At 54.4% G+C, this 21,753-nt stretch carries 24 protein-coding genes; all 24 read left to right on the top strand.

Annotated features, from left to right (window positions below):
• Window positions 1–14: 14 nt before the first annotated feature.
• The 24 genes from DKB62_RS00215 (at window position 15) to speD (ending at window position 21,746) form a co-directional block, all read left to right on the top strand.
• A complete protein-coding gene (locus DKB62_RS00215; protein WP_095628833.1) occupies window positions 15–842 on the top strand; it encodes a pyridoxamine kinase in 828 nt (275 codons plus the stop codon).
• A 13-nt stretch (window positions 843–855) separates the two neighbouring features.
• Window positions 856–1,512, top strand: a complete 657-nt coding sequence (locus DKB62_RS00220; RefSeq protein WP_095628834.1) for a TatD family nuclease-associated radical SAM protein — start codon at window positions 856–858, stop codon at window positions 1,510–1,512.
• Window positions 1,513–1,749: 237 nt separating this feature from the next.
• On the top strand, window positions 1,750–2,208 hold the full coding sequence (locus tag DKB62_RS00225) for a low molecular weight protein-tyrosine-phosphatase (RefSeq protein ID WP_107195522.1): 459 nt from the start codon (window positions 1,750–1,752) through the stop codon (window positions 2,206–2,208).
• Window positions 2,209–2,262: 54 nt separating this feature from the next.
• On the top strand, window positions 2,263–2,982 hold the full coding sequence (locus DKB62_RS00230; protein WP_107195521.1) for a TraX family protein: 720 nt from the start codon (window positions 2,263–2,265) through the stop codon (window positions 2,980–2,982).
• A gap of 109 nt (window positions 2,983–3,091) precedes the next feature.
• Entirely contained in the window at window positions 3,092–3,448 is a 357-nt protein-coding gene (locus tag DKB62_RS00235; RefSeq protein WP_087477373.1) for a molecular chaperone Hsp90, read from the top strand.
• A gap of 91 nt (window positions 3,449–3,539) precedes the next feature.
• Window positions 3,540–4,448, top strand: coding sequence for a PHP domain-containing protein (locus DKB62_RS00240; protein WP_107195520.1), 909 nt, complete (start codon window positions 3,540–3,542; stop codon window positions 4,446–4,448).
• Window positions 4,445–5,191, top strand: coding sequence for an N-acetylmuramoyl-L-alanine amidase (locus DKB62_RS00245; protein WP_232818741.1), 747 nt, complete (start codon window positions 4,445–4,447; stop codon window positions 5,189–5,191). Before DKB62_RS00240 ends, DKB62_RS00245 begins: the two co-directional genes overlap by 4 nt.
• A 138-nt stretch (window positions 5,192–5,329) precedes the next feature.
• Window positions 5,330–8,620, top strand: coding sequence for a transcription-repair coupling factor (mfd, locus tag DKB62_RS00250; RefSeq protein WP_107195518.1), 3,291 nt, complete (start codon window positions 5,330–5,332; stop codon window positions 8,618–8,620).
• On the top strand, window positions 8,613–10,196 hold the full coding sequence (locus tag DKB62_RS00255; RefSeq protein ID WP_107195517.1) for a putative polysaccharide biosynthesis protein: 1,584 nt from the start codon (window positions 8,613–8,615) through the stop codon (window positions 10,194–10,196). Before mfd ends, DKB62_RS00255 begins: the two co-directional genes overlap by 8 nt.
• Before the next feature lie 30 nt (window positions 10,197–10,226).
• Entirely contained in the window at window positions 10,227–11,234 is a 1,008-nt protein-coding gene (gene mazG / locus DKB62_RS00260) for a nucleoside triphosphate pyrophosphohydrolase (RefSeq protein ID WP_095628841.1), read from the top strand.
• A 44-nt stretch (window positions 11,235–11,278) separates the two neighbouring features.
• Entirely contained in the window at window positions 11,279–11,557 is a 279-nt protein-coding gene (locus DKB62_RS00265; RefSeq protein WP_087477379.1) for an HU family DNA-binding protein, read from the top strand.
• A 110-nt stretch (window positions 11,558–11,667) separates the two neighbouring features.
• Window positions 11,668–12,828, top strand: a complete 1,161-nt coding sequence (locus DKB62_RS00270; protein WP_087477380.1) for an MGDG synthase family glycosyltransferase — start codon at window positions 11,668–11,670, stop codon at window positions 12,826–12,828.
• A gap of 69 nt (window positions 12,829–12,897) precedes the next feature.
• Window positions 12,898–14,274 carry a divergent polysaccharide deacetylase family protein gene (locus DKB62_RS00275; protein ID WP_107195516.1) on the top strand — a complete coding sequence of 459 codons (1,377 nt, stop codon included), beginning with the start codon at window positions 12,898–12,900 and terminating at the stop codon, window positions 14,272–14,274.
• Window positions 14,275–14,286: 12 nt separating this feature from the next.
• Entirely contained in the window at window positions 14,287–15,072 is a 786-nt protein-coding gene (locus DKB62_RS00280; protein ID WP_087477382.1) for a sulfite exporter TauE/SafE family protein, read from the top strand.
• 16 nt (window positions 15,073–15,088) lie between these two features.
• Entirely contained in the window at window positions 15,089–15,841 is a 753-nt protein-coding gene (locus tag DKB62_RS00285) for an SDR family NAD(P)-dependent oxidoreductase (protein ID WP_414467277.1), read from the top strand.
• Window positions 15,842–15,894: 53 nt separating this feature from the next.
• Window positions 15,895–16,815 carry a hypothetical protein gene (locus DKB62_RS00290; protein WP_107195515.1) on the top strand — a complete coding sequence of 307 codons (921 nt, stop codon included), beginning with the start codon at window positions 15,895–15,897 and terminating at the stop codon, window positions 16,813–16,815.
• Between the two features lie 15 nt (window positions 16,816–16,830).
• Entirely contained in the window at window positions 16,831–17,169 is a 339-nt protein-coding gene (locus DKB62_RS00295; RefSeq protein ID WP_087477384.1) for a YkvA family protein, read from the top strand.
• 133 nt (window positions 17,170–17,302) lie between these two features.
• On the top strand, window positions 17,303–17,728 hold the full coding sequence (locus tag DKB62_RS00300; RefSeq protein ID WP_087477385.1) for an acyl-CoA thioesterase: 426 nt from the start codon (window positions 17,303–17,305) through the stop codon (window positions 17,726–17,728).
• Between the two features lie 14 nt (window positions 17,729–17,742).
• A complete protein-coding gene (murI, locus tag DKB62_RS00305) occupies window positions 17,743–18,546 on the top strand; it encodes a glutamate racemase (RefSeq protein WP_095628845.1) in 804 nt (267 codons plus the stop codon).
• 59 nt (window positions 18,547–18,605) lie between these two features.
• Window positions 18,606–19,148, top strand: coding sequence for a hypothetical protein (locus tag DKB62_RS00310; RefSeq protein ID WP_087477387.1), 543 nt, complete (start codon window positions 18,606–18,608; stop codon window positions 19,146–19,148).
• Window positions 19,149–19,161: 13 nt separating this feature from the next.
• Window positions 19,162–19,836: a coenzyme F420-0:L-glutamate ligase gene (locus DKB62_RS00315; protein ID WP_107195514.1), complete on the top strand. Its 675-nt coding sequence runs from the start codon at window positions 19,162–19,164 to the stop codon at window positions 19,834–19,836.
• Window positions 19,837–19,853: 17 nt separating this feature from the next.
• Window positions 19,854–20,444, top strand: coding sequence for an XTP/dITP diphosphatase (locus DKB62_RS00320; protein WP_087477389.1), 591 nt, complete (start codon window positions 19,854–19,856; stop codon window positions 20,442–20,444).
• Window positions 20,441–20,932, top strand: coding sequence for a metallophosphoesterase family protein (locus DKB62_RS00325; protein ID WP_087477390.1), 492 nt, complete (start codon window positions 20,441–20,443; stop codon window positions 20,930–20,932). Before DKB62_RS00320 ends, DKB62_RS00325 begins: the two co-directional genes overlap by 4 nt.
• A gap of 37 nt (window positions 20,933–20,969) precedes the next feature.
• Window positions 20,970–21,746 (top strand): adenosylmethionine decarboxylase, encoded by a 777-nt coding sequence (speD, locus tag DKB62_RS00330; RefSeq protein WP_087477391.1) that lies wholly within the window; start codon window positions 20,970–20,972, stop codon window positions 21,744–21,746.
• Window positions 21,747–21,753 lie beyond the last annotated feature (7 nt).

Consider the following 21,753-nt stretch of genomic DNA (forward strand, 5'->3'; position numbering starts at 1 on the left):
AAACGAGGTAGCGTATGAAGCATCAGAAAAAAATTGCCTTGATCAACGACGTGACAGGATACGGACGCTGTTCCGTCGCCGTAGAACTGCCGATTATTTCGGCGCTGAAAATACAGGCCTGCGTATTGCCGACGGCGATCTTGTCGGTTCATACGGGATTTCCGACGTACTATATTGACGATTATACGGACCGAATGAAGCCGTACATGGAAAATTGGAAGGAAAACAATTTGACCTTTGACGGCATATCGACGGGATTTCTCGGTTCGGTGCAGCAAATCGAGCTGGTGCTGGACTTTTTGCGGACCTTTAAGAAAGAGGGCACGACGGTCATCGTCGATCCTGTCATGGGAGATTACGGCAAGCTCTATTCCTCGTATACGGAGGAACTGTGCCGCGGCATGCGGCATCTGCTGCCCTATGCCGATGTCATCACGCCGAACCTGACCGAAGCGTGCCGACTTTTACGGATTCCTTATCCTGAAGATGGCCGTACCACGCTGGCAGAGCTGCGCGATATGGCTGGAGCATTATCGGGGTTAGGGCCGGAAAAACTGGTCATTACGGGAATTCACTGCGGGGAAGACATCGGCAATTATATTTATGAACGCGGCGCAGAGCCGCAGCTGCTGAAGACAAAGAAAATCGGCAGCGACCGATCGGGAACGGGCGACGTTTTCGCCGGCATCGTGTCAGGCATCGTCGTTCAGGGCCGTCCGCTGATAGAAGCCGTCTGTACGGCCGCCGATTTCATCACTAAGACCATGATATACACGGAAGAATTAGACTTGCCGCACAACTGCGGCTTGGCTTTTGAAGAATTTTTGACAGAATTGAAGTAGGGAGGAAATACTCATGATAGTGTATGCTTATGACAAGGGAGAATATATCACTCTCGAAGAAAGCTTAAAACGCCAGCCTGAAGGAAAACGCGCCATATACGTGAACCTGACCAACCGCTGCACTTGTTCGTGCACCTTTTGTCTGCGCAGCATGAAGAAGATGGCCGAAGAAACGACGCTGTGGCTTAAAAAAGAACCAACTGTCGCCGAAGTACAGGCCTTGCTCGACGCTGCGCCGTGGGACTACGTGGGCGAAGTCGTATTCTGCGGATTCGGCGAACCGACAGAACGGCTGGAAGATTTAAAGAATTTGCTGGCTTATGTAAAGCAGACCCATTCCGATGTGCTGACGCGGCTGAATACGAACGGCCTGTCCGACCTGTCCTATGGCCGCGATACGGCGCCGGATTTTAAGGGCCTTCTCGATACCATTTCTATCAGTCTGAACGCATCCAATAAGGAACGCTATTTGGAATTGACCCGCAGCCGCTTCGGCATACAGTCCTATGACGCCATGCTGCAGTTCGCCCAGCGATGCAAGCAATACGTGCCGAACGTCGTCCTAACCGTCGTCGATCACGTTGAAGACAGCGAAGAAATCGCCAAGTGCCGGGCCATATGCCAGGAACGAGGCCTGACGCTGCGCGTGCGTGTCTATGAAGACTCGTAAAACGTTGTCGCATTCACAACTGCATATCGCCGACTCATATACTGTTCAGCTTAACCTGGACAGTATTTTTTATGGCAATTATTATTTTGCTGAAAGATATAGTTAGCATAGAGCGCAATGATAATCGTTTGACAATCAGAAATATGATATGCTATTCTCAATACATGCAGCAGGTTACAGTGACGGCTCAATGTTTTTTATCAAGTATAATATGTTGACTTCAGGAGGAGATCATAGATGATAAAGGTGCTTTTTGTCTGCCACGGCAATATTTGCAGATCTACCATGGCGGAGTTTGTCATGAAGGAATTGGTGCGGCAGCGGGGGATTGCTGATTTGTTTTATATTGCTTCAGCGGCGACGAGCCGGGAAGAGATTGGCAACGATACTCATTGGGGAACGAAGGAGAAGCTGCGCGAGCAGGGGATTCCTTTTACGAAGCGCAAGGCCGTGCAGATTACCAAGGCCGATTACGAGGCGTACGATTATATTGTCGGCTTTGACCGGGAAAACGATTATGAAATTCGCCGCATTTGCGGGCCGGACGATGACGGCAAGGTATACTCTCTCTTGTCCTTTGCCGGACTTGACCGCGAAGTAGCCGACCCGTGGTATACGGGGAATTTTGATAAGACCTATGAAGATGTCGATATGGGCTGCCGGGCGTTATTAGCGTATATATTGCAGAATAAGTAGGTGGAAACTGTGAGACGATGGTGAAGCTGATGTTTTCATGAGGGAGGGAAGAAGATGCGGGAGGTAAGCTGTTGGGACGGCTTGTGTGTCGGCATCAGCGGGACGACGCTGAAATGGCTGGCCTTGATTTCCATGACCATCGATCATATAGGCGTGTTTTTCTTTCCCGGATGCATGGAGCTGCGTATGATTGGCAGGGCAGCGTATCCTATCTTTGCCTATATGGTAGCCGAAGGCTGCGCTCATACGCGTCGTAAGCAGCGATACTTTCTTTCTGTTTTGGGAGTAGGACTGCTGTGCTCTGTCGTCAGTTATATAGCCGATGGTAATTTGTACCAATCTATTTTCATTACCTTTGCCTGTTCGATTGCCCTTATTTTCGGATTATCTTATGTGACGCAGTACCGTCAGGTCCGACGGAGCGCTTGCCTGGCGATGTTTGGAACGGCAGGAGGCCTCGTTTTCTTATATGTTCTGTGTCATGCTTCCTTTGTGCCGGGCTTTGCTATAGATTATGGGTTTTGCGGCGCCGTTACGCCCGTCATGATTTGGCTAGGAACGACGAGGACGCAGAAACTGGCTGTTCTGACGTTCGGGCTGTGCTGTATTTCTCTGGAGCTGGGCGGCGTTCAGGCCTTTTCCTTAGCGGCACTGCCTCTTTTAATGTTATATAACGGCCGGCGCGGAACGAACGGCGGGAAATATATATTTTACCTGTATTATCCGGCTCACTTAGCCATTTTGTACGGCATTGTCCAAAGGCTTCGGCTATGATACCGGGATTGGCTGTTGTATAATATGCGTAAATTGTCTTTTGTCTCTTTTATGATGTGGTATAATATGTATATGTAAGGATATTCCGTTATAGAAAGAGGTGCCGTATATGGATAAGCAAATATTGGATTTTGTAGTAGAACAGACGCATGCGCTTATGGCCGCCCCGTCATGCAGCCAGGAAGCGAAAGCCGCGGCCCAGGCTTGGCTTGATGCCGTTGGGACAGACCGGGAAGCGGAAGAAACGAAGAAGTATATTGCCGAGCTGGAAGGGGATATCATGCCGATCGACATGCTGATCCAGTTTGCTGAATCAGACGGCGGCGTCCAGGTTTTCGGCGAAGAAACGGCGAAAGCTATTGCAGCCCATGCCAGAGATATTCAGTCTAAGGGCGCTGTATATTGTGATTGTCCGGCCTGTTCGGCGGCTGCTGCAATTTTGGAAAAGAAAGACAGCCTGTTATAATTCAATATAGTTTTCTAAATGACACCTATCTACGGTGTCATTTTAGTATTCAGATATAAATTGATATATGAGATTGGAAGGATGGTACATAGTGGAAACATGGCTTGATTTGCATATGCATACGAAATACAGCATGGATGGGGAGTTTGAGCCGGCTGATTTGATGCGGCAGTGCGCTGGCGCCGGTCTGCGGGCGGCAGCCGTTACGGATCACGACGCCGTAGGCGCTCTGGACGAGGCAAAAGCCGCGGCGTCAGCCTTGCAGCTATCCTTTATTCCGGGAATCGAAATCAGCTGTCAGCATAAGGGCAAGAATTTCCATTTGCTGGGATATGGCATTCGCTATCAGGCTCCGGTCTTTGCCGAATTGGAACAGGACCTGCACGCCCAGCGGCTGGCTATTTCTGAAAAGGTCCTCGATGCCGTCGAAGGGTTAGGCATCTATCTGGATCGGCAGGCCATATGGGACATGGCTTCCAGCGGCGTCGTCGCTTCGGTCAATATTGCTAAAACGGCGTTAGAAGACCCGCGTAACGACGGGAATCCCCTGCTGGCCCCCTACCGGCCCGGCGGCGCTCGCAGCAATGCACCGTATGTCAATTTCGGCTGGGATTTCTGCGGCCAGGGAGGGCCGGCCTTCGTTTCCATGGTCCTCATGCCGTTCTCCCAAGCCGTCCGCATCATACAGGAACACGGCGGCGCTGCCGTGCTGGCCCATCCGGGAGCGAATATGAAGCAAAATCGGGACATAGCGGAAGACTTAATCGCTCAAGGCATAGACGGCATCGAAGCGTACTGCAGCTATCACGACGACGATACGGCGGCTTTTTATGCAGCTATCGCTAACGAGCACGATTTGCTTGTTACGATTGGCAGCGATTATCACGGGCGGGCTAAGCCGCATATTCGCTTGGGGCAATACGGTCATCCTGCGCCGCAGGCTACGTTCGACGCGCTGTGCCGCATCATTCAGGACAGAGACGGGGACGTATGCCTATGAGCCAGATGAAATTTTATATACACGCGCTGGTTTGCTGTATCTGCTGGCTGGGAGTTTTAACTGTCGCCGGGGCTGAGGCGAAGCCGGCAGATGCAGCTGCCGTACAGACAGAGGCAGTACAAGCCATTCCGGACAAGGGAAAGTTGCCGTCTGCTAGCGGAAAAGAAGAAATGCGCCGATATGATCCCGCTGCTGACAGAAGCCCAGCTGAAGACATTCCCGTTGTCGAGACGAATTTTTCCTTTGCCGAACCGCTTCTGGTGCGGCCTGATACGAAAGGGATCGTCATTCATCATGTAGGCATGCCGTCCGGCGACACGTCGGCAGAGGCTATTCACAAGGCTCATTTGGCGAAGGGCTGGGCCGGTATCGGCTATCATTACGTCATCCGAAAGGACGGTACGATTGAACGAGGCCGTCCATTGGCTGCTGTAGGAGCCCATGCTCAGGGCCATAATTTCGACACAGTCGGCATCAACGTAACGGGGAACTTCGATACGGAACGGCCGACGGCTGAACAGCTTGCCTCGCTGGAGCGGCTTCTGGTGTTTCTGTGCCGCATATACGATATCGAGGCGGGCGTTACGACGATCGAAGGCCATCGCGACATGAACGCGACGGATTGCCCCGGCGACAACTTATACCGTCTGCTGCCGCAGATACGCCGCGACGTCAAGGTGCAGACGGCAGAAAAAGAGCTGGAAGACGCCGATATATGGGAGCTTCTCAAGAAAGACCGGTAATCCCGGCAAGTCATGCCTATGCGTTTAGCAGGAAAATATGATATAATACAAACCGTGTATATAGTAAGACAACGTAAAACATTACTAAATAGGGCTTTAGCGTACTGTCTAAAGCCCCATTTTCTATGAGGTCAAGCAATGAATCAAGTATTTCAATGGATGAATGACGATGAAAATATTAAAAAGGCAGCGGAGCAGTTTCAGCTGCCCGGGCGGCACAGCATTTACGGACTGGGAGGCTCGGCCAAAAGCGCCTTCGCAGGGAATGCGCTGGCTGAAATAAAGGGGCCGGCGCTGATCGTCGTGCCGGGAAAAGAGCAGGCTGCGGCCTGGCAGACCGATTTGCAGTTCTGGCTGCCTAATATGCCGGTTTTGGATTTTCCTTTCGTCGACAAAGCCGTCTTTACGACGACGGCGAAAAGCATCGAGCGGTCGGCGCAGCAGATGCGCGTTCTCGGTTTTCTGCGTGAAGGCCGGCCCGGCGTCATATTGGCGACAGCGGAGGAGGCTTTTCAATATGTATTGCCGCCGCAGCGCATTGACGACGGCGCCGTCGATATAAAAGCCGGCGCGGAGTACGAACGGGATATGCTCCTGCAGCATCTTGTAGAAGGCGGATACGAACGAGTCGATCTCGTTGAGCGGCGCGGCCATTTTTCCGTTCGCGGCGACATTATTGATATATATGCAGTCAATCAGCAGGACCCGCTGCGCGTCGAGTTTTTCGGCGATGATATAGACAGCCTGCGCTTTTTCGACGTCAACAGCCAAAAATCGAAGGAAGCGGTACGGCAGGTCCGCCTGCTGCCGATTTCCCTGGAAGAAGAGCAGGACGAACGGGCTTGTACAGTCCTCGATTACATCGGCGACGGCATCATTATCTGGGACGAGCCCAACCGGATACGGGAAAGCCTGAAAAAGCTTTTGAAGGAGTCCGACGATTATAAAGGCCGCCTCTGTCCTTGGCAGAAGGCCGTGACAGCAGAACGGGTTGCTAGTCAAATCATGCTGTCCCTTATGGCCCAATCCGTGCCGGACATGCCGGCTGACTCTTCGTCGAGCTTCGCCGCAAAGATGATGGCAAGCTTTCAAAAGCAGTTTACCCTGCTGAAGGATGAGCTGAGCCACTGGCAGAAAAACGGCAATACGGTTCTCTTCGTATTGGGCAGCCGCGAGCGGACGGCGTCTTTGACAGCTTGGCTCCGTCAGCAGGACGTGGAGCCGCAGTTGTATGCCGCAGACAAACCCTTGCAGAAAGGGGCCGTGTACACAGCAGACGGCGAAATCCGCAGCGGCTTCGAGCTTCCCTACGCCAAGCTCGTCGTTTTGGCCGAGCGGGACGTATACGGCATGCAAAAGCGCCGCCTCCGCCATCATGCGGCCAAGGGACAGGAAATCAACGTATTTACGGACCTGAAGCCCGGCGACTACGTCGTCCACGAGTCCCACGGCATCGGCCGGTACGAAGGCATTAAGACCATCGAGCTGGACGGCGTGCATAAGGACTATTTGGAAATCCATTATGCCGGCCAGGATATCCTGTACGTGCCGACAGATCAGCTGAAACTGCTGCAGCGCTATATCGGAAATGAAGGGACGACTCCGAAGCTGCACCGAATGGGCGGCAACGAATGGCAGAAGGTGCGGAAAAAGGCCCAGAAATCGATTACTGATTTGGCGGAAAAGCTCGTCGCTTTGTACGCTAAGCGGGAAATCGTTCCGGGATATGCTTTTCCGGCCGACACGTCCTATCAGAAGGAGTTTGAAGACGCCTTTCCCTATGAAGAAACGGACGACCAGCTGCGGGCTGTCCAGACGATCAAGAAGAGCATGGAAAAGCCCTTTCCCATGGATTGCCTCGTCTGCGGCGACGTAGGCTTCGGCAAGACCGAGGTCGCCATGCGGGCCATTTTCAAGGCCGTCATGGGGGGCAAGCAAGTCGCCGTCCTCGTGCCGACGACCGTATTAGCCCAGCAGCACTTTCAGACCTTCAGCGAACGGTTCGGCCCCTTCGGCGTAGCCTGCGACGTACTGAACCGTTTCCGCTCGTATAAAGAAAAGAAGGACATCTTGGCCCGTACGCTCCGCGGCGACGTCGACGTCCTCATCGGCACGCACAGCCTGCTGAACAAAAAGGTAAAATTTAAAGACTTAGGCCTGCTCGTCGTCGACGAAGAGCAGCGTTTCGGCGTGGCCCAGAAGGAAAAATGGAAGGCCTGGGCCGCCAATATCGACGTGCTGACCTTGAGCGCGACGCCGATTCCCCGGACGCTGCACATGTCCTTGGTCAACCTGCGGGAAATGTGCATTATCGAGACGCCGCCGACAGACCGCCTGCCGGTGCAGACCTATGTGACGGAGTACAACGCCCGTATCGTCCGCGACGCAGTCATGCGTGAAAAGCGGCGGGGCGGACAAGTATTTTTCGTCTACAACCGCGTCGAATCCATCGAGACGATGAAGGACGAGCTGCAGGCCCTGCTGCCGGATATTACCATCGGCATCGCCCACGGCCAGATGGCAGGGACGCTGCTGGAGCAGATCATGTTTGATTTTTACGAAGGAAGATACGACGTGCTCCTGTGCTCCAGTCTGGTAGAGAATGGGCTGGACGTGGCTAACGCCAATACGATTATCGTGTACGATGCCGACCATTTCGGCTTGTCCCAGCTGTACCAGATGCGCGGACGCGTCGGCCGGAGCCATCGCATGGCTTACGCCTACTTCCTGTATCGCCGCGATAAGGTGCTGTCGGAAGTTGCGGAAAAACGGCTGCAGGCTATTAAAGAATTTACAGAGTTGGGATCAGGCTTTAAGATTGCCATGCGGGATTTGGAAATCCGCGGCGCCGGCAACCTGCTGGGCCGGGAACAGCACGGCAACATTGCCAGCGTCGGGTTCGCCATGTACTGCCATATGCTGGAAGAGGCTATTGCCAAGGCCCAGTCCGGCAAGCCCGCCGAGCCGGAACGGCAGGATACGGTCATGGAAATCCATGTCGACGCGTTTATTGACGACGAGTATATCAGCAACGGCGGCCAGAAAATCGAAATGTACCAGCGCATGGCCCTGCTGCGGACTGAAGAGGAACTCAACGCCCTGGCGGCAGAGCTGGAAGACCGGTACGGCAAGCCGACGAAGCCCGTGCAGACGCTGCTGCAGGCGACGAAGCTGCGCTTGCAGGCCCAGGATCAGCACATCGTGTTGATTTCGCAGAAGAGGGACGTGCTGGAACTAAAATGGCAGTATCCCAACCTGCTTCCCAAAGCGAACCAGCTGGATATATCCCTGCGCCGCCGCGTGCGGCCCGTGCCGGGTAATCCGCTGATGCTGCGCGTGTCCCTGGCTAATACGCCGGATATACTGACGCTGCTCTCCGAGCTGCTGACTACGTTTTCGAAGCTGAGAAAGGGGAATCCCCTTGAGTAAAACTTCTTTTTTGCAAGGCGCTATGGTTCTGACCGTCGCCGGTATCGTCGTAAAGATACTCGGCGGCGCGAACCGCATCCTGTTGTCCCGGCTGTTGGAAGGCGAAGGCATCGGCTTATATCAGATGGCCTATCCCTTGTATATCTTATTTCTCAGCATTGCCGGCGCGGGTATACCGATTGCCGTCTCCATCATGGTAGCCGAACAGACGGCTAAAGGGAACTACAGCGGCGCCAAGCGTATTTTCCATATTACCCTGGCCGTCATGACCTTGGCAGCCTTAGGCTGCGGCGTCGCCATGGCTTTTGGGGCGAAGGCCCTGATTGCCTACGGACTGGTCCGCGATGACCGGGCGTACCTGCCCCTGCTGGTGCTCGCGCCGGCCCTGACAATTTCCATCGTAACGTGCTGTTTCCGCGGCTACTTCCAGGGGCTGCAGCTCATGACGCCGACGGCAGTGTCGCAGATGGTCGATCAGTTTGTCCGCGTGTGCACGATGCTCGCCCTGGCCTGGCTGTTGTTTCCGTACGGATTGGAAATCGCGGCGGCCGGTGCGACCTTCGGCGCCGTGCCGGGGGCGGCGGCCGGGTTGGCTGTCATAGCCTTCTTGTATTATCGTCACAGCCGCGTGCCCTTGCCGGCTGACGAGGGGCAGTTTGCGCCCTGCCGGGCCGTTTCGGTTATCCGGCGGCTTGCCGTCCTGGCCGTCCCCGTCGCAGCGGCGAACATGCTGCTGCCGGCCGTAGCGAGCATCGACCTGTTTATCGTGCCGCAGCGGCTGGAGGCGGCCGGATATACGATACACGAGGCGACGACGCTGTTTGGCTATCTCACCGGCATGGCCAACGGCCTCGTCCAGCTGCCGACGATATTGACGATTTCCCTGGCGACGAGCCTGGTGCCGGCCGTTTCGGCAGCCTATTCCAAGGGACAGACTGATCTGGTCTTGAAGCGGGCCCATACGGCTATGCGCATCGCCAACATCATCACGGTGCCGAGCTGCTGCGGCCTGGCCGTATTGGCCGTGCCGATTTCGCAGATGCTCTACGCGACGCCTGAAGCCGGCCCGGCTATCTGCGTGCTGTCCATATCCGTCTTTTTTATCGGCGTGCAGCAGATTACGAGCGGCCTGCTCCAAGGCATGGGGCATACGGCCATTCCTTTGCTCAACATGGCCGTTGCCGCTGTATTTAAAATCTTATTCAGCTGGCATTTGACGGCGATTCCCTGGCTGGGGGAAGTCGGTGCGGCCTGGGCTACGAATATTGACTTAGCCGTGGCGACGATTTTAAATTTGTATTTTGCCCATCGGCTCATTGCGTACCACGTGCAGTGGGGATATGTTGCCCGCTTGTTCCTGTCGGCTGCGGCTATGGCCGGGACGGCCTGGTTTGCATATCACGGATTATTGCTGTTTTTGGGCAATACGGGGGCAACGCTCGCCGCGATCAGCTCGGCCGGGGCCGTATACCTCCTCTGTCTGTTCTTATTCCGTGCCGTCGCCGCCGACGATCTTCGCCGCGTGCCTGTCGTAGGCGCGAAGGTGTCATCGCTGCTCGGCAGGCTGGAAAAATAACTTGGAAAAAGCCTGAAAGGGGGATACGTCATGGGAACTATTGAAATCATTCCGTTAGGGAAGGATGCGGCTGGCTGGGAGCGTTCGTTTGAAGAAACGTACCGGCCTGTCGTGGACTATTTAGTCAAGACGTCGTATGTGAGAGATGTCGTGCATACCGTGCCGGGCGGACCGGCTATGGCCGAAAAAGTCCGCCAGATGATCGATGACGCGCTGAAGGAGGAAGCGGCGCAGGGGCACATGCCCTTCGATATGATGCCTATCGTAGACGTCATGGCCAGGCTGCGCGGCCCGAATGGCTGCCCGTGGGATATTGCCCAGACCCATCGGACGCTGCGCCGGTTCCTGCTGGAAGAAGTATACGAAATGCTCGACGCCATCGACCAGGGCGACGACGCGGGAATGCGGGAAGAACTGGGCGACGTGCTGTATCAGGTCGTCATTCACTCCCGCATTGGCGAAGAAGAAGGGCTTTTCTCTGCCCAGGATATCGTCCGCGATATTACGGAAAAGATGATTCGCCGCCATCCCCACGTTTTTAGCGAAAAAAGCCTTGAAAACAAGGGTGAGAGTGTGTTAAACTGGGATAGATTAAAGCAGGGCGAAAAGCGCCAGCATCATGACCAGATGCTGGACGGCGTCGTCAAAGGACTTCCGTCTCTGCTGCAGGCCTATAAGCTTCAGGAAAAAGCGGCCAAGGTCGGCTTCGACTGGGATAAGGACGAAGACGTGCTGGCTAAGCTGGACGAAGAATGGCAGGAGTTTCAGGAAGCCCTGCAGGAGCAGGACGGAGACCACGCGGAAGAAGAAGCGGGCGACGTGCTATTTGTCTTTGCAAATGTATGCCGGCATTTTCATATCGAGCCGGAATGCGCGTTACATCGAGCGAACAGCAAGTTTCGCCGCCGTTTTTCTCACGTCGAGCAGCGCGTTAAGGAATCGGGCCGTTCGTGGAACGAGTTTTCCTTAGACGAACTGGATTCCTTTTGGAAGGAAGCCAAGGACTTGGAACGGCGCGGCTGCGGCGACGGGGAATAGGTTGGCTGTGAAGATAGATGTAACCAAATAAAGGAGGACTTGTAATGAACAAAACAGAATTAATTGCGAGTGTCGCACAGAAATCCGATCTGACGAAAAAAGATGCTGAAAAAGCGGTAAAGGCTGTATTTGAAGCCATCAGCGAAAGCTTGATCGAAGGCGATAAAGTACAGATTATCGGTTTCGGCACTTTTGAAGTTCGCCAGCGCAAAGCCCGTGAAGGCCGCAATCCGCGCAACAACGAACCGATTCAGATCGAAGCTTCCAAGACACCGGCATTTAAAGCTGGCAAACAGTTAAAAGACTTGGTCAACAATAAATAATGTCGTAAAACGAGGGCCGCATAGTACACGGCCCTTTTCTTTACTTGATTTTTGTCGTAACATAGAGATAGTAAGGTAATCGTATCTTCTACCCAAAAGAAGGGATTTGTATGACGAAGAAAAAAGTCCTGATCATGTCGGCGTCGATCGGCACAGGACATACGCAGGCAGCGCGCGCAATAGAAGAATATGTGAAAACGATTCCTGCCGACTGGGAGGTAGAGCACGTCGATTTTCTTTCTAACGACGTCTTGTCTATCGATAATATCGTCAAGGAGACGTATATCAAAATCCTGGACTTATTCCCTTTATTATACGATTTGATGTACTACTCTTCTCAGGGCTATAAGAAGGGCATGGCAGTTAAGACGCTCATTTCTTGGGGGCTGAAGCGCCGCATGCTGCGCGTTTTAGCCGACAAGAAGCCGGACGTCCTCGTCTTCACCCATCCGTTTCCGGCCGGCGCGGCGGCTCTGCTCAAGCGTCAGCGCCGCTTAACGATTCCCCTCGTCGGCATCATTACGGATTTTGCCATTCATCAGCTGTGGGTATACCCGCAGATCGACGCGTATTTTGTTGCCGCGTCTCCCCTGAAAAAGCTGCTGACCGAGCAGGGCATCGACGGCCGGAAGATTACCGTGTCGGGAATTCCCGTCCGCAGCGCCTTTAAGCAGGGCACGTGGCGCTGGGATGAAGACCATCAGCGCAACAAAAACGTCCTCATCATGGGCGGCGGATTGGGCATGGGGTCTATCCGCCAGTCTCTGGTACGCCTTGACAAGCTGGACGATGTCGATAGCTTTACTGTCGTTACGGGATATAACGCCGATTTATACGATGAAATTTATCAGCTTCGCCGCGAACTGCGCCATCCCGTCAAGGTACTGGGGTATACGAACCGCATTGCCGAGCTCATGGCGAAGGCGGCCCTCCTGGTCACGAAGCCGGGAGCGCTGACGTGCACGGAAGCGGCGACGGTTCAGGTGCCGATGGTGTTGTACAGCCCCATTCCCGGACAGGAAGAGGCGAACGCCATGTACATGCAGGAGAAGGGCTGCGCCCGCTGGGCGAAGGGACAGGAAAATCTGGCCGTCATTACGGCAGATTTGCTGCGGCACCCGGAAAAACTGCAGGCTATGTCGGAGGCCAGCGTGTCGTGCCACCGCGACGGAGCGCGTATTATTGCGACTCACATTCGTCAGATTGTATTTCCGGACGATGAGGAATCCCTGTCGGTCTGCGGCAGCGAATATTCTCACGAATCAATATAACTAAGCCGGATGGCCCATAGTCTTCACTATGGAAGCAGCATCCGGCTCTTTTTATAGGAGGAATGGCAAGTGAAAAAGACTACTACACGGCGGCCCCGCCAGACCAGACAGCCGCGTCGTCCCAAGGGCTCGTCATCACGGCCGTGGGTCGTCCTGCTGTGCCTTATCGCCTTATGCATCGGCGCGTATTGGCTTGCCGGCGACAAGGATACGGGCAGGGAAACGTCGTCGGACCGGCAGATGGAACAGATAGAAACGGTTCGCGACGACGGAAAAGACGCCGTATATACAGATACTTCCCAGGAATTAAGCGATGCCATTGCGGCTTGGCTCAAGGAACAGGGGGCCGACGTACAGGAGCTGAAGCGCGAAGAGCGGAGCGAAGACCGGCAGGCGACGGGCGGCGCGATTTACTGGACGACGCGCAGCACCGCCGTGACGCCGTCTGAGCCCTTCTCCCGGGAAAAATTGGAAAAATTCCTGCAAAAGAGCGGCGGCAAAGCGTCTATATACCGGGTGACCCAGACGAAGCTCGACGGGAAGGACGCGGTGGAATACGATATCGCTTACTTCGATACCCTCGACGGCGATCCGCTGTACCTGGTGACGGACAAGCTGTACGTTTTGCCGGTGCAGGAAAAGGGCGGCTTAGTCAAGAATATAAAGGACATATTCACAGAATCGTCTTCGCCTGACGATGAAAAGAAGCAACAGGCAGAAACGAAGAAAGCTGTAACGGAATCGAAGCCAGAGCAGACTGAGCCGAAGCAAAGTCATCCGGCTCAAGTACAGGGCCGTCTGGCCATCGTTATTGACGACTGCGGCGTCGACCTCGATACGTTGTCGCGTATGAATTCCATTCCCGTCCCGCTGACATATGCCGTCATGCCGTATAAGGCTCATACAGCCGAAGCCGCCGCCAGCGGCTACAGCGCGGGACGCAAGATATTTGTGCACATGCCCATGCAGCCTCTGAACACGACGTCGTCGGAAGAAATATTTATCGGCGGCGACATGAGCGACAGCAAGATTCAGGCTACGGCTAATGAAATCCTCGATCAGGTGCCCTATGCCGTCGGCATGAACAACCACCAGGGATCAATGGCCACGGCAGACGAACGCATCATGAAAAGCGTCATGTCCGTTATGAGGCAGCGCGGGCTGGCCTTCCTCGACAGCCGCACGAACAGCGCCTCCGTAGGCGAGCAGACTGCTTCGGCTATGGGCGTCATGACAGGCCGCAATAACCTGTTCATCGACAATGATTCCGATGTGGCTTCTATTAAAGAACGGCTGCGTCAGGGCGGAGACATGGCGATACGAAACGGCAGCGCCGTCGTCATCGGCCACTGCAGGCCGAATACGGCGCAGGCTCTCAGCGAAATGGTCGATGAGCTCCATGCCAAGGGCGTCGACATCGTATTTGTAACGGACTTGATGTCGTAGCGGGGGAAGACTATGGATATAGGGGATAGTACGATTTCTATATACATTCTGATATTCGTCATGGGCGGCGGATTTTTGGCAGGCTTCGTCGACGCCATTGCCGGAGGCGGAGGCCTTATTTCCCTGCCGGTGCTGCTGGCGACGGGCATGCCGCCCCATCTGGCTATCGGTACGAATAAATTTTCCGCTACCTTCGGCGCCGTCATGAGCGCCTGGCAGTTCTGGCGGGCCGGCAAGGTAGACGTCCACCTGATGAAGATAGCCCTGCCCTGTACCTTCGTTGGAGCCGTGCTGGGCTGCGCCTGTATGCTTCACCTGTCGGCCCAATGGCTCCAGCCGATTATCATCGCGGCCCTGGTGGCGACGATTCTCTTTGTTTTCAGCCGGGGAAGCTCTATGGGAGCGGTCAATACGTATCAGGGCGAGACGAAGAAGAACCTGGCCTTAGCCATGGCCGCAGCCGGCGCTATCGGATTTTACGACGGTTTCATCGGTCCCGGCACGGGAACCTTTCTCATCGTGGCCTTTGTTTCCCTGGGCTTTGATTTCATCATCGCCGCCGGCAACGCCAAGGTGCTGAACCTGATGAGCAATCTGACCAGCTTCGTCCTCCTCGTATACTGGGGAAAAATATTGTATATTTACGGCGCGGCGATGGCCGTTTGCCTGTTTGCCGGCGCGTATTTCGGCTCCCGTCTGGCGATACGGCGCGGTACGGCCTTTGTCCGGGCGATTATGCTCGTCGTGACGACCGTGTTAATTGTTAAGCTGGCCTTGGATTACGCCGGATTACTATAGCGAAGGAGGGAATGCGATGATGGAATCTGCTCAGAAAACGGTCTTCATCAGCGGCGGCACGTCGGGCATCGGCCTGGCGGCAGCGGAAATTTTACTGGAAAGAGGCTGGACCGTCGCGGTCAGCGGCCGCAGCGCTGAGCGGGGCAAGGCGGCTCTGGACTATTTGAACGTCGGCAGCCGTGCCGTATATATGAGCGGCGACGTAGGCAATGATGAGGACTGCCGCCGCATGATTGGTGAAACGGTTCGTCAGTTTGGACGGCTGGACGGCCTCGTTACGTCGGCAGGATATTATGAAGAATGCCTGCTGGAATATACTGACGACGAACAGGTGCGGAAGATGTTTGCCGTCAACGTGTACGGCACGATTTCCTTGTGCAGATATGCTCTGCCGTATCTCAAGAAGACCTGCGGCAGCATCGTCACCGTAAGCAGCGACGCCGGCCTGCAGGGAAACGTAGCCTGCTCGGTTTACGGCGCGACGAAGGGGGCCGTCGTGGCTTTTACGAAATCCCTGGCACTGGAGGCGGCGCCCCATCAGGTGCGGGTTAACTGCGTCTGTCCCGGCGACGTAGAAACGCCGCTTTTGGAAAAGCAGCTGCAAGGCGACCCGTCCCTGACAATAGAATCCATGAAAGAACAGTACCCCTTGTACCGGCTGGCGAAACCGCAGGAAGTGGGGAAGGCCATCGCCTTTTTGCTCAGCGACGACGCGTCGTTTATCACCGCTGCGGCTCTTCCCGTCGACGGCGGTTTGACAAGCTGGTAAAAACATGGGAAAATAAATTAACTCATCAAATTTGCGCAAATGAGGTGGTATATATGTCAGAAGAAATGAAAACAGTAGAACAGCTGCAGGAAGAAATTGCCAAGCTGAAACAGGAATTGGCCGATTTGAAATCCAGTCAGGCTCCGGCTCAGGAAGCTGAGCCCGTCGCTGCGGCCGATCAGGAAATTCCCGGCGGCGAAAGCGAAATGGCCCTGCAAGTCCTCCAGACGATTGAGCAGTCTACAGACGATGTAGACGTTAAAGTCGAGACGCTGTGCCGCTGGGCGGCGGCCCGCGCCGGTGCGATTGTCGTCGCACCGCTGCTGGGAACGGTGGCTCTCATGGCGAACGAAGTATATCTCGTCAGCCGCATCGCCCGCATTTACAACGTCAAGCTGACCGAACGGGCCCTCATCGCCTTCCTCGGCGCCGTCGGCAGCCGCATGATCGGCACCCTGCTTACGACGCTCATCCCGTTCAGCGTCATTCAGGTTCCCGTAGCCGTAGGCATTACGTACAGCCTGGGCCGCGTGACGCAGCGCTGGATGAAGGACGGCATGCCCAGCGACATGACGCCGTACGTCGAAATGATGGGCGAATGGAAGGACAAAGCACGCGAACAGGTCGACCGCCTGCGTGAAAATCCCTTGAAAAACGTTCCCCTCGGCGACGAAACCGTCGATTTCATCAAGCGGTGGGGCGGTACGGCTGCGGAAAAATTCCAGGACGTCAAGGAAAAAGGTCAGGAATTATACCACAATGTCCGCCATAAGGACGATTTAGTAGAAGAAATTATCGAAGAAAAAGCGGCGGAAGACGCGGCGAAGGCCGTCGCTGCAGAAACGGCGGCCGAAGCTGCCGACGACGCGGCAGAACAGGCTGCGGCAGCCGAAACAACGGAAACAGAGAAAAAGACTACGGTAGAAGAACAGGTCAAGGCCGCCGTAGAAGACGCCAAGATTCCGCTGGATTAAAAAGGGACGATGCGTATGTGGAAACTGCTGAGCTTTTTCGCCCGTTTTTATACGCCGGGAAAATTTATTCGCTTTATACGGGGAACGGGACGGCGCCTTCATTTCCTGCCCAAGCTGATGACAATTTTTTACTGCATGCAGGATAAGGATACGCCGAAGTTCGTCAAGCTGGCCCTGATGGGGGCCCTGGGGTACGTCATACTGCCTCTGGATTTAGTGTCCGACGCCTTTATCGGCATCGGCTGGCTCGACGACGCCGCCGTCGTAGCGGCGGCCCTGCGCTTGGCCGGAACGTACGTCAAGCCGGAGCACCTGGAAAAGGTACGCCGCATGTTTCCCTTTGCCAACGTGTGACGATATAGACAATTCCGATACGGATATCCGTGTTGGGATTGTCTATTTCTCATGAATTGGCGAAATTCCTTTGACAAACATACGCACTCATCGTAAAATGATGTGAGTGTGCTATATAGGAGGATGAATTGGCATGGTTACTGTTACTGAAAAAGTGCGGTTTTATGAAACCGATATGATGGGAATTGCCCACCACTCCAACCACATCCGCTGGTTTGAATGCGGCCGCTGCGAGTATTTAAGGCAGGCCGGCATAGACTTGTTCGAGCTGATGGACGAAGGCATATTATTTCCCATAAAGAGCGTCTCCTGCGAGTACGTCAGCCCCATTAACTACGCCGATACCATCGTGATTGAAACGCGTCTGACCCGTCTGTCGCGGGCCCAGATGACGTATTCATACCGCATTGTGCGCAAGGAAGACGGCGTCCTGCTGGCCGTCGGCACGTCGCAGAACGTGTTTACTCATAAGGATACGGGGACAGTGGCCCGCTTGGACGACAGGCACTACAATAAATTGAAAGCATGGTATGAGCGGGAGGAAGCTTCTGCCCAATAATGGAGGAATGACAAGTGGAGCGGAATAGACAGCCTATCGGCGTATTCGATTCCGGCGTCGGCGGTTTGACTGTCGTAAATAAGCTGCGCATGCTGCTGCCTCATGAAAATATCATTTATGTCGGCGATACGAAGCGCAATCCCTACGGTTCGCGCACGCCGGAAGAAATATTTTCATATACGAGAGATATACTGCGTTTTATGAGCGAAAAAGAGGTCAAGCTCGTCGCTATCGGCTGCAATACCGTAACGGCCGTGGCCTACGAGACGGTGCGGAAAGAAGTGCCGTATCCCCTCATCGGCATGAGCCGCGGCATTCGTACGGCCCGGGAAATCAGCGCCAAGAAAAAAATCGCCGTCTTCGCGACGGATTTGACGATTGCCAATCACAGCCATAAAAAAATGGCTGCGGCCATCGATCCGGACATCGAAATTGTAGAACAAGCCTGCCCGGCCTTGGCCAATCTCGTCGAGCGGGGCGTCCTGTCCGGCGAGGAGATCATGGAGCCCCTTCGTCGATATACGGCCCCGGTCATTGCGTCCGGAGCTGATACGGCCATTTTTGGCTGCACGCATTTTCCCTTTGTGCAGCCTTTATTCGAAGAGCTGTGCGGCGATACGATCGCCTTTGTAGACCCGGCTCACGAAATGGCCTTACAGACGCTGGAAGTATTAAAGAAGGGCGGCCTTCTCAATCACGACCGCCTGCCGGGATATCTGCGCCTTTGCTTTACCGCCGAGGCCCGGCGCGGCGGCAAGCTGGCCGAACATCTCATTCCGGCCAACGAATTTACAGTTGAAGAAATATCCTTTGCCTGAGGGCGGAGAAAATTACGGCCTTATCGGATAGATAAGGCATCAAAAAGGAGTCTTGCGCCGTGTTATTGTATGTATTGATCAACATCGTCATTGCCGTTATCGGCATCGTCGCCGTACTGTATCTTCTGTTTCGCTTGTTTGCCTGGAGGCAGGGCGACGCCCGCTTCGTCATCGAGGCGCGCCGCCGCAAGCCCTTTGAGCTGAAGCAGATGACGGCTGATACGGCTGTCTTTGAAACGGAAGTTCCCTTTCATAACGCCGGGCGTCAGTTAGGCACGATCATGGATTTTTATCCCCGTACGCTGCTGCCGAGAGAACAATACGACAAATGCGTCGTCCATTCGCAGCTGGCTAATAAAGAAGCCGAACGGGACGACAACTACTGGGAATCTGTCATTTACTATCCTGGAAAAGGAAGCAGCCTTCGCGTCACCATCGCCCTCGTCAGCAAGAGCGGCAATATCCGCGAAGATTTGAAGACTTTCCCCGACATGCCCATCGATTTGGTATACCAGGTCGTGTCGAGAAGCGAATGGTACATCCACAAAGCCCGCATTACCCTGAAGGCTTCGGAAGTACAGCACGCATTGGAACTGCATTAGGAGGTATATGGAAATGGCAGAATTAGAACTTGTACCGATTAAGACGAGAATCCTTACGGATAAAGATGACATTGTCGATGCCATTGAAGAATATGCAAAGGATATTGTCGGTCCCGACGATATCGTATGCACGGCCGAAAGCGTCGTAGCGATTACGCAGCGCCGCTATACGCGCCCGGAAGAGCTGACGCCGTCGTGGCAGGCCCGCCTCATGCGCCGCTTCGTTCCCGGCGAGGGCAGCATGGCCAGCCTCTACGGCATGCAGGCCGCTATGAATCTGGAAGGGGAATGGAAGATGCTCTTCTGCTTCATCATCGGTTTCCTGGCGAAATTAATCGGTAAAAACGGCGTCTGGTACCAGCTGTGCCGCCAGGCATCCCTGACAGACGACGTCACGGGCACGATGCCGCCCTTTGACAAATGCATCGTCTACGGACCGGCTGAACCGGATAAGGTAGCGGAAAAGATCAAGCAGCGACTGGGCTGTTACGGCGCCTGCGTCGCCGACGTCAACGATTTGAAGCGCTCTGCCGTCCTCGGCCATTCAAAAGGCCTCAATCCCAGTGAAATCGCCCGCATTCTCATCGACAATCCCTTCGGCAACGCGTCGCAGAAGACTCCTATCGTCGTAATCAAGAATTACGCGAAGTTCGTTCATCAAAAGCCCGAAGCTGCGGCTGCAAACTAAGGAGTGACGACGGAACTATGAAACAGACTATCGTCCTGGCAACGCATAACGCCGGAAAAATACGGGAATTCAAAAGCGTATTGGAACCCTTGGGATATACGGCGACAGCCGTCCGCGACTTGTGTCCTCAGCTGCCGGAGCCGGAAGAAACGGGGACGACCTTTGAAGAAAACGCCCGCCTGAAAGCGGCGTATTATATGAAGGCCACCGGGCTTCCCTGTCTGGCCGATGATTCCGGCATCATCGCTGACGCCTTAGGCGGACGCCCCGGCGTCTATTCGGCCCGCTATGCCGGCCCGGAATGTGACGATGAAAAGAACAACCAAAAGCTGATCGACGAATTGTCGGCTTTCCCGCCGGAAAAGCGGACGGTTCATTACGCCTGCGTGCTGGCCCTGCTGTTTCCCGACGGACGGGAAATCGTCAGGGAAGGCCGCTGCAGCGGCGTGCTGCGCGATTTTTATGCTGGTACGAACGGCTTCGGCTACGATCCGTTGTTTTACGTGCCGGAAAAGGGCAAGACCATGGCCGAGATGACGATGGAAGAGAAAAATGAAATCAGCCATCGGGGCAAAGCTCTGGAGCTGCTCGTCGAGGCCCTGTCATGAAGCCCGTCCTCATAGGTGTCGTCAGCGACAGCCACGGCCGCTTTCGTCCGCTGGAACGCATGGTATCGCAGGCGCCGGACGTAGCGGCGTGGATACACTGCGGCGATTACAGCGACGACGGCGACGATTTAGCCATATATACAGGCGTGCCCGTATATTCCGTCAGGGGCAACAACGATTTTATGAGCGACGCGCCGGCGTGCCGCAAGGTGACCATCGGCGGCGTGAATATTATCGCCGTTCACGGGCACCAGTGGTACGGCGAAGCGCGGCTGGCTAAGCTTCGGCAGCTCGGAAGAGAACACGAGGCCCGGCTCGTCCTGTTTGGACATACGCACCGCCGCTTTTGCCAGCGTGACGACGATATGACCATCGTCAATCCCGGCAGCGTTTCCCTGCCCCGCGACGGCAGAGTGGGCACGTATGCCGTGTGCGCCATAGCCGACGGCGTGCTGACGGATATACAGTTTTATGAACTGACAAAGTAACTTTTATTTGGAAATTTTATTGAAAAGGTATGATGAAATGGCAACGAAAACGAATAAATTAAAATTGTATGGCTTCAATAATCTGACCAAAACGCTGAGCTTCAACATATACGACATTTGTTATGCCCTCAGCGAAGAGTCGCGCCGCCAGTATATCGAATATATTGATGAACAATATAACGCAGAACGGCTGACGAATATTTTAAAAAATGTCTCGTCTATTATCGGCGCAAATATTTTGAATATTGCCAGCCAGGATTACGATCCCCAGGGGGCCAGCGTGACCATCCTCATTTCGGAAGAGCCTGTCGAACCGGCCGACGCCGACGTAGTTTGTCATCTGGATAAGAGCCATCTGACAGTTCATACGTATCCGGAAAGCCATCCCCAGAAGGGGATTATGACCTTCCGCGCCGATATTGACGTATCGACGTGCGGCCGTATTTCTCCTCTCAACGCGCTGAATTACCTGATTGACAATTTCGACTCCGACATCGTAACCCTCGACTACCATGTCCGCGGCTTTACCCGCGACGTGAGCGGCAAGAAGCTGTTCATCGATCACCGCATTAATTCCATCCAAAACTACATTTCCCAAAGTACGCGCAGCCGTTATAATATGATAGACGTCAACGTATATCAGGAAAATATCTTCCATACGAAAATGATGCTGAAGGATTTTGATTTGAACAACTATCTGTTCAACATGACTGCCGATCAGCTGACGGAACGGCAGCGCAATCAAATCCGCAAGCTCGTATATCAGGAAATGCTGGAAATATTCAACGGCCACAACATGCCGACGATGCGTTAATTTTTTA

Source organism: Megasphaera stantonii (assembly GCF_003367905.1).
Classification (GTDB): Bacteria; Bacillota; Negativicutes; order Veillonellales; family Megasphaeraceae; genus Megasphaera; species Megasphaera stantonii.